Here is a 7,893-nt window from a genome sequence, read left to right as displayed (position 1 = left end):
GGTTCGCTCGGGCGCAGCCGGCGCGAGGGGCTGTGGGACGTGCGCCGCACGCCGGCGGGGCAGTTGCCGCTGTTTGCCGCCGCCGATGCGCCCGAACTGGCCGAGGAGGGGGAGGCGCCGCTCCCCGCGATGCGCGCGAGCGAGGAAGTCGTCGCCGATTACCAGACCACGCGGCTCTCGCTCAAGGGACACCCGGTGGCTTTCCTGCGCGCGGCTCTGGAGGCCGAAGGGATGGCCCCGTGCGCGGTGGCCAACGCGCTGCCCGACGGGCGCAAGGCAAGTGTGGCAGGGGTCGTGCTGATCCGCCAGCGTCCGGGCAAGGGCAACGCGGTGTTCCTCACGATCGAGGACGAGAGTGGGATCGTCAACGCGCTTTTGTGGTCGCGCGACATGGAGCGCCAGCGCCGCGCGGTGATGGGCGCGCGGTTGATGCGGGTCGACGGGGTGATCCAGCGCAGCACCGAAGGCGTGGTCCACCTCATGGTTCACACGGTGCACGACCTTTCGGCGCGGCTCGACGCGCTGGCGCGGGGGGAGGACGAAGCGGGCGCAGCGGGGCGAGACGATTCGGTTCAGGCACCCGGAGGGCTTCGGGGGCATCCGCGGGCGGTGCGAGTCCTGCCCCGTTCACGCGATTTCCACTAGGCATGAACGCCTAGAAGGCGGGCGAAAGCCGATGCGGCGCATCCGTTCACCGCACGGTTGGCCGCACGGTGCGCTCGGATTACCCGGCCCGGACGGGGTCTGGGCGGGCGCGTTCATCTACCGGAAAGGCGCCGCCGAACAGGCATGGAACCACGGCGTTCGCCGACGCTTTTCTTTTTTCGTCGTGTGAATGCCCAAAGATGAAGGGGCTTAAAAGCCGGGCGCGCCATTGCGGGGGGCGGGCCTTCGATGAAGGCTGCGAGTACGAGAGCACCGGCATTTGACTATTGGAGACGTATTGCAATGACCATCAATTCAAAAAGGACCGGCGTTTACGCCCTGGCGGCTCTGATGGCTCTTCCGGCCGTTGGTAGTGTTTCGGCCCAGCCTCAGGATCCGGCAGATGCCGATGTCTCCGCAACTGTCTATGGTTCGGCGCCGATGGACCCTTCGCAGATGAGCGCCGGGCCTGAGGTCGACGGCATTATTTCGGCGCGCAGCGGGGACAAGATGCAGATCACCAGCAAGGACGGCACGCGCACCGTCGTGGCGATCACCGACAACACCCAGATCAAGGGCAAGGGCGGCTTCCTGGGGCTGGCCAGCAAGCAGCGCGAGGCCGCCTCGCTCGTCAACGGGCTGCCGGTCGAGGTCGAGACGCTCGATTCGGGTAGTGGCCTGCTCGCCTCGCGGATCAAGTTCGCCAACAAGGACTTCAGGACCGCCGCGATGATCCGGAATGGCACCGACCAGCGCTTTGCCGAGCAGACCGCCGCGACGCAGGAACTGCGCGGGCGCATGGGCGACATCGACAAGTACAACATCAAGGGCACCACCAACGTCCACTTCGCGACCGGCAAGGCCGACCTTTCCTCGCAGGACAAGGCCGCGCTGTGCGCCACCGCGCAGCAGGCCGAAGGCATGGACAACGCGCTCATGCTGGTGGCGGGTTACACCGATTCGACTGGTGATCAGGACTTCAACCAGGCGCTCAGCGAAAAGCGCGCCGCGCGCGTCGTCAATTACCTGCAGCAGGCCTGCGGCTGGAAGCCCTACCGCATGTTGACCCCGACCGGCATGGCCGAAGCCGATCCGGTGGGCAGCAACGACACCACGCAGGGCAAGGCCGAGAACCGCCGCGTGGCGGTCAACATCCTTGTCAGCAAGGGGCTCGACGGAATCTGATGGTACGCGCCGCGCGCCGGGCTGGGCCGGCCGCGCGGCGCGCATCCCCCGGTCCGGTCTTGCGCCGGGCGACGGGGGCGCAGCGCTTGCGACCGGCGCTGCGTGGCAAGGATCGACCAGGATTCTTGCCGGATACGCGGGGCACGGGGCTTGCCAGCCTCGTGCCCCGTTTTCGTTGGTGCAAGCGCCCGCCCGCCCGCGAACTGCGCGGTGTGAACTCTGGGCACCGGTCCCCGCCACGGTCCTGTCCCGGCCAGGGCTGCAGCGTGATCGCGGGGCTCGTCACGCTTGCCCATTGACAGTGAGTGAAATGTAAGGAACTAGTTCGTTCCACATATGGGAGGGAAACCGCAGCAAGGCCGGAAGACGCGGCCCGATTTAGGCGCTATTCGACGCCGGTACCACTGTGCCCAAAGACCCGTCCGATCAGGAGACGGCAGGCCGTACCGGAGGATTGCTTGAAAACGTCTGCAACAGCTGCCAACCCCGCCCCCACGACCGGCCCGCGCCGCACTCACGCCCAGGCCCGCGAGGAAGCGATCGACCAGATTCTCGACATCGCGACGCGCGAATTCGTCGAGAAGGGGCTGGCCGGCGCGCGCATCGATGAAATCGCGGGGCACGCCAGCAAGCGCAAGATCTACTACTATTTCGGCAGCAAGGACGAGCTCTACCGCGCCGTGCTCGAGCGTGCCTATCATCGCATGCGCGACAGCGAGAGCACGCTCGATCCGGCCGAGGGCACCGCGCCCGAAGCGCTGCGCCGCATGATCGAACACGACGTCGCCTACCACTCGCAGCATCCCGAGCTGGTCCGGCTGGTGATGAACGAGAACATTCATCGCGCCGAGCACCTCACGCAGATCGACAGCATTCGGGAAAAGAACGAAGGCGTGATCGGCGTGCTGCGCAGCATCCTCGATCGCGGCGTGGCCGAAGGGTACTTTCGCGCCGGGGTCGATCCGGTCGAGCTGCACATGACGATCTCGGCGCTCGCCTTCTACAATGTTTCCAACCAACACACCTTCAGCCACAATTTCGGGTTCGACATGAGCAGCCCGCAAGCGGTGGCGCGCCGCGCGACACAAGTCGCCGACATCATTCTGGCGTGGGTGGCGCTTACGGCTCCGGTTACCCAGGGCGCTTGACGCCGCTTCGGGTCCTTTCGCCGCGCGCCCCTTCCGCCGCAACGGGAGAGGACTTTGAAGACTGCAGGACACGCCGGCTCGGCTGAGGCGGCCACGCGCTGGACGCCGGCTGGCCTTGCCACCGTCACGCTGTGTTTCATCATCAACATGGCCGACGGCGTCGACGTGACGATCCTTTCGTACATTGCCCCAAGGCTCCAGTCGGAGTGGACGCTCGACAGCGAGACGCTGGGGCTGCTGTTCAGCGCCGGGTTGCTGGGCATGGCGATCGGCGGGATGCTGGTCGCGCCGCAGGCCGACCGCTTCGGGCGGCGGCCGGTGATTCTGGTGGCGCTGGCGTGCATGTCGGTGGGGTCGCTGGCCTGCACTTATGCGCAGCATTGGACGCAACTGCTGGTGCTGCGCGTGCTGGTGGGAACCGGAATCGGCACGGTGCTGGCCGCGATGGCCGCGCTCGCCGCCGAAAGCGCACCGGCGCGCCATCGCGACCTGGCGGTCGGGATCGTCCAGGCGGGCTACCCCTTCGCCGCGATCTTCTCGGGCCTGTTCGCTGCGCATCTGCTCCCTGTCTACGGCTGGCGGGTGATGATGTTCGGGGCCGGGCTGCTTACGCTGGTGCTGATGCCGGCGGCCTGGGCGATCATTCCGGGGCGCCGCGCCGGTGGCTTCGGGGCGGCGGGCAAGGTCCGGCTGGGCGAACTGTTCGCGCCCGAATACCGCGCGCGCACGTTCGCGCTGTGGGGCGCGGTGTTCTTCGGGCTGATGGTGCTCTATTTCATCGTGAGCTGGATTCCCAAGCTCGCCATCGAGGCCGGACTGTCGGAGGCCAACGGCATCTATGTCGGCGCGATCTACAACGTCGGGGCCTTCGCGGGCACCTCGCTGATGAGCGTGCTGACCACCTGGGTGCGCCCGCGCGTGCTGGTTCCGGTGATGCTGACCGGCGCGGGGGCGGCGCTGCTGGTGTTCGGCGGGATCGCCATGCCGATTGCGCTCATGCTGGTCGTGGCCACGCTCATCGGTATCCTGCTGCAAGGTGGCTACAACGGCGTCTGGCCGATTGCTGCGGCCGCCTATCCGGCGCCGATCCGCGCTACGGCGGTGGGCTGGGCGATCGGCGTTGGGCGCGCCGGTGCGATCGCCGGTCCGTTCATGGGCGGCGTGTTGCTGGCCGCGCATGTCTCTCTTTTCATGCTGTTTCTGGCCTTCTGCCTGCCTCTGGCGGCTTGCGCGTTGTGCGCAGCATTGGTGCAGCGTGACGCCAGCGAGGAACGCATCAATTAAATTGACAGGAACAAGTTCGTACCATAAATGAATCGCGAGGCTGGAGAGAAGCCAGCCCGCGATTTTCAGGAGGGGGGCGCATGGGTTCCATCACCAAGACCGCCAATCGGCGCGATGCCGCGCCCCAAAGGTCCGCCGCCGGGACGAGCGCGACGCGCACCCGCACCGCAGGATTGGTGGGGCGCGCGATCCTGGCCTCGCAATCGCCGGTGATCCACGAAACCGAAGCGGCCGAACATGGCGCTGCGCTGGCCTACATGCTGGTCGATTTCGACGCGCTGGGGCTGGACGATGCGGCGCTTGGCCCCACGCTCGACCTGCTGCGCGGCATCGGCCTTTCGGGCGTCAACATCACCCATCCCTTCAAGCAGCAGGTGATCGACCTGCTCGATGAGGTCGAGCCCACTGCCCGCGCGCTGGGTGCGGTCAACTGCGTGCGCTTCGAGGATGGGCGCATGATCGGTTTCAACAGCGACTGGGTGGGTTTCGGCTGGCTGCTCGACAGCGCGTTGCCCGGCCGCGCGCTGGCCTGTGTGGCGCAGATGGGCGCGGGCGGTGCGGGCTCGGCCACGGCCTGGGCGCTGCTCGCCAAGGGCACGCGCGAACTGCGTCTCCACGATGTTTCGGCCGAGCGTTGCGAAGCGCTGGCGCAGCGCTTGCGCACGCATTTTCCCGAGGCCGACGTGCGCGTGGTGTCCAGCGCGGCCGAAGCGATTGCGGGCGCCGATGGCGTGGTCCAGTCGACCCCGGTGGGCATGGCCGATCACCCCGGCGTGCCCTTTGATCCCGATCTTCTCGAGGCGCGCCAGTGGCTGGCCGACGTCATCTATTTTCCGCGCGAAAGCGAACTGGTGCGCCGCGCGCGCGCGGCCGGGCTGGTCGCGGTGGGCGGCGAGGCCATGGTCGTGGGTCAGGCGGCCGATCCGTTCCGCCGCTTCACCGGGCTCGAACCCGACCGCGCACGGATGATGGAGGCGCTGCGGCTGCGCCTTGAGGCAAACGAAACCACCTGACCCAATTCCGGCCGGTGGCGAGGTTTGTTGTTTCATTTAAATAATTAAAATAAAATGAAAATATAGTTTCCGGGAGCGCGCTGCCCGGTTCCGGGTGTGGCGATCAATATTACTATTGATGATAGGTAAAAATTTGCTATCAGTCATAGTCAAGAAGGGCCAAAGAGCCAAAAGGGAGCAAGGGTGATCGAACGGGGCAATTCCATTTCCAGATAAGACGGGCACCGGTGCGCTTGCTCTGGTGCGGGCCGATCGAATGCCCTGCGATCATTTCCCGGTGCCGTCCCGAAGCGACGCGGCCGTGAGCGATTTAGACAACGATAATACGTGTGTTTCAATGGAGAGGATGGACATGAAGAATACCCTTCGGGCAATTGGTGCATCCAGTCTGGCGCTGGCTCTGGGGCAGGCTTTCCCGCAGATCGCGGCCGCGCAGGAGGTGAGCGACACCGGCTCGGCCAACGAGATCATCGTCACCGGGCAAAAGCGCGCGGAAACGCTGCAGGACGTGCCCTCGGCGGTCAGCGTGCTGGCCGGTGACGGGCTTGCCTCGGCCGGGGTCGAGGAAATCGGCGACTTGCAGAACACCGTGCCCGGCCTTTCGGTCAGCGCGGCGGGTCTGACCCAGGCGGTCAACATTCGCGGCATCGGCCTTGCCAGCACGTCGCCCAACGCGGCGAACGGCGTGGCGACCTACTTCGATGGCCTGTTCCAGCCGCCGATCGTTTCCACCAACAGCTTCTACGACATCGGCTCGGTCGAAGTCTTCCGCGGCCCGCAGGGCACGTTCGTCGGCTCGAACTCGACCGGCGGGGCGATCTTCATCACCAGCAAGAATCCCGAACTGGGCGTCTATGGCGGCGATTTCACGCTCGAGACCGGCAACTACCATCGGGTCGGCGTGAACGGCGCGCTCAACGTGCCGGTGACCGACACGCTGGCGATCCGCGCGGCGGGCATCTACCGCAACCGCGACAGCTACTACAAAATGGAGGACCCGAGCCTGGGCCAGCCGGGCAAGCTCAACGAATACGGCGCGCGCGTGGGCGTGCTGTGGGAGCCTTCGAGCCACTTCACCGCGCTGCTCAAGGCCGAACTCGCGCGCAAGGACACCGGCGGCTACGCCTACCGTCCGATCCTGGGCACGCGCTACGAAGCCGCGCGCAGCGAGGACATGTACACGCTCAACTACAACACCCCGACCGCCAACCGCGAAAAGGCCGAGCAGTACAGCGCGCGGCTCGACTACACCACCGATGGCGGAGTCAACCTGCGCTCGATCAGCGGCTACCAGAACAAGCGCATCCACAACCGCTACGACGTGGATGGCACCGACGCCGCCTCGCTGACGCAGACCCAGTACGTGCGCGAACGCGTCTACTCGCAGGAACTCAACATCATCTCGCCCGAAGTGGGCGCGCTGCGCTGGATCGCGGGGGGCTATTACCAGCAGAACCGCATCGTGGTGGACATCTCCAACAACCCCGAGGCGGCCGCGCACGTCGATGTCGACATCGCCAACCGCAAGGTGACGACCGGCACTTTCGCCCAGGTGAGCTACTACCCCGCGTCCAACTTCTGGTTCGACGTGGGCGCGCGCTACAGCACCTACAAGGTCACCGGTTCGGGCGCGGTGACGCTGGTGACGCCGGGCGGTTCGACGTTCCTTTCCGATCCGGGCGGGCACGAGAAGGACAACCAGCTGACCGGCAAGATCGCCGCGAACTGGCAGCCCAATGGCGACCACCTGCTCTACGCCTTCGTCGCCAAGGGCTACAAGTCGGGCGGCTATTCCTCGACCACCAGCACGTTCAAGCCCGAGACGGTGATCGACTACGAACTGGGCTGGAAGGGCACGCTGCTGGGCGGCGCGCTGACCACGCAGCTGGGCGGGTTCTACTATGACTACAAGGATTTCCAGCTCGACGCGCTCGACGCGACGACCGGCCGCTCGACGCTGATCAACCTCACCAACGCGACCGTGAAGGGGCTCGAGGCGCAGGCGCAGCTGCACCTGGGGGGCCTGCGCCTCTCGGGGACCGCCTCGTTTACCGATTCGAGCCTTGCGGGGACCGATTTCATCGATTCGCGCGCGGTCGCCTACGCCTATCCCGGCGCCTCGAACGTGCCGGGCTGCACCGATGGCGCCACCCCGTCCTCGACCACGCCCTACACCTGCATCAACTATTCGGACTTCACCAGTTCCACCGCGGGCGGGCCCAACCTGTTTTCGCCCAAGTGGACCTGGAACCTCTCGGCCGAATACGCCATCGACGCGGGCGAGCATCTGGTCATCACGCCGCGGGTCAACTATTCCTACGTCGGGTCGCGCTACACCTACATCGCCTACGATCCGGTGCGCGATCGCCTGTCCGCGTACAATCTGCTGGGGGCTTCGGTGGCGTTTGAACTGGATCGCATGACGTTCGAGCTGTGGGGCACCAACCTCACCAAGGAGCGCTACAGCACCGGGCAGGTCAACAACACCAGCGAGTTCTACGGTGCGCCGCGTGAGTACGGCGTGCGCATGAAGGTAGCGCTGTGATGCGCACCCGTGCGCACACTCTGGCCCTGGTGAGCGCACTGGCGCTCGCCAGCGGGTGCGCGGCGGCGCCCGG

6 protein-coding genes are annotated in these 7,893 nt (G+C 66.3%); all 6 read left to right on the top strand.

The genetic code is table 11. From position 1 onward, the window contains the following. On the top strand, nucleotides 1-645 hold a 645-nt coding region (locus MTR62_RS18860; RefSeq protein ID WP_327194435.1), incomplete at its 5' end, for an OB-fold nucleic acid binding domain-containing protein. Between the two features lie 303 nt (nucleotides 646-948). Further along, complete coding sequence (locus MTR62_RS18855; RefSeq protein ID WP_244023853.1) at nucleotides 949-1,830, top strand: OmpA family protein; 882 nt, start codon at nucleotides 949-951, stop codon at nucleotides 1,828-1,830. Between the two features lie 458 nt (nucleotides 1,831-2,288). Further along, nucleotides 2,289-2,978: a TetR/AcrR family transcriptional regulator gene (locus MTR62_RS18850; protein ID WP_244023851.1), complete on the top strand. Its 690-nt coding sequence runs from the start codon at nucleotides 2,289-2,291 to the stop codon at nucleotides 2,976-2,978. Between the two features lie 54 nt (nucleotides 2,979-3,032). Beyond that, a complete protein-coding gene (locus MTR62_RS18845; protein WP_244023849.1) occupies nucleotides 3,033-4,262 on the top strand; it encodes an MFS transporter in 1,230 nt (409 codons plus the stop codon). Between the two features lie 80 nt (nucleotides 4,263-4,342). Next, complete coding sequence (locus tag MTR62_RS18840; protein ID WP_244023847.1) at nucleotides 4,343-5,275, top strand: shikimate dehydrogenase; 933 nt, start codon at nucleotides 4,343-4,345, stop codon at nucleotides 5,273-5,275. Nucleotides 5,276-5,627: 352 nt separating this feature from the next. Continuing rightward, nucleotides 5,628-7,820 (top strand): TonB-dependent receptor, encoded by a 2,193-nt coding sequence (locus MTR62_RS18835; RefSeq protein WP_244023844.1) that lies wholly within the window; start codon nucleotides 5,628-5,630, stop codon nucleotides 7,818-7,820. Nucleotides 7,821-7,893: the final 73 nt, after the last annotated feature.

The sequence above is a fragment of the Novosphingobium organovorum genome (assembly GCF_022832435.1).
Lineage (GTDB): Bacteria > Pseudomonadota > Alphaproteobacteria > Sphingomonadales > Sphingomonadaceae > Novosphingobium > Novosphingobium organovorum.
This window is presented reverse-complemented; position numbering and strand designations above follow the sequence as displayed.

What these genes read in the sequence shown, in the direction of transcription:
- MTR62_RS18855 (WP_244023853.1), top strand. Translation starts at nt 949, where the DNA reads ATGACCATCAATTCAAAAAGGACCGGCGTTTACGCCCTGGCGGCTCTG.
- MTR62_RS18840 (WP_244023847.1), top strand. Translation starts at nt 4,343, where the DNA reads ATGGGTTCCATCACCAAGACCGCCAATCGGCGCGATGCCGCGCCCCAA.
- MTR62_RS18835 (WP_244023844.1), top strand. Translation starts at nt 5,628, where the DNA reads ATGAAGAATACCCTTCGGGCAATTGGTGCATCCAGTCTGGCGCTGGCT.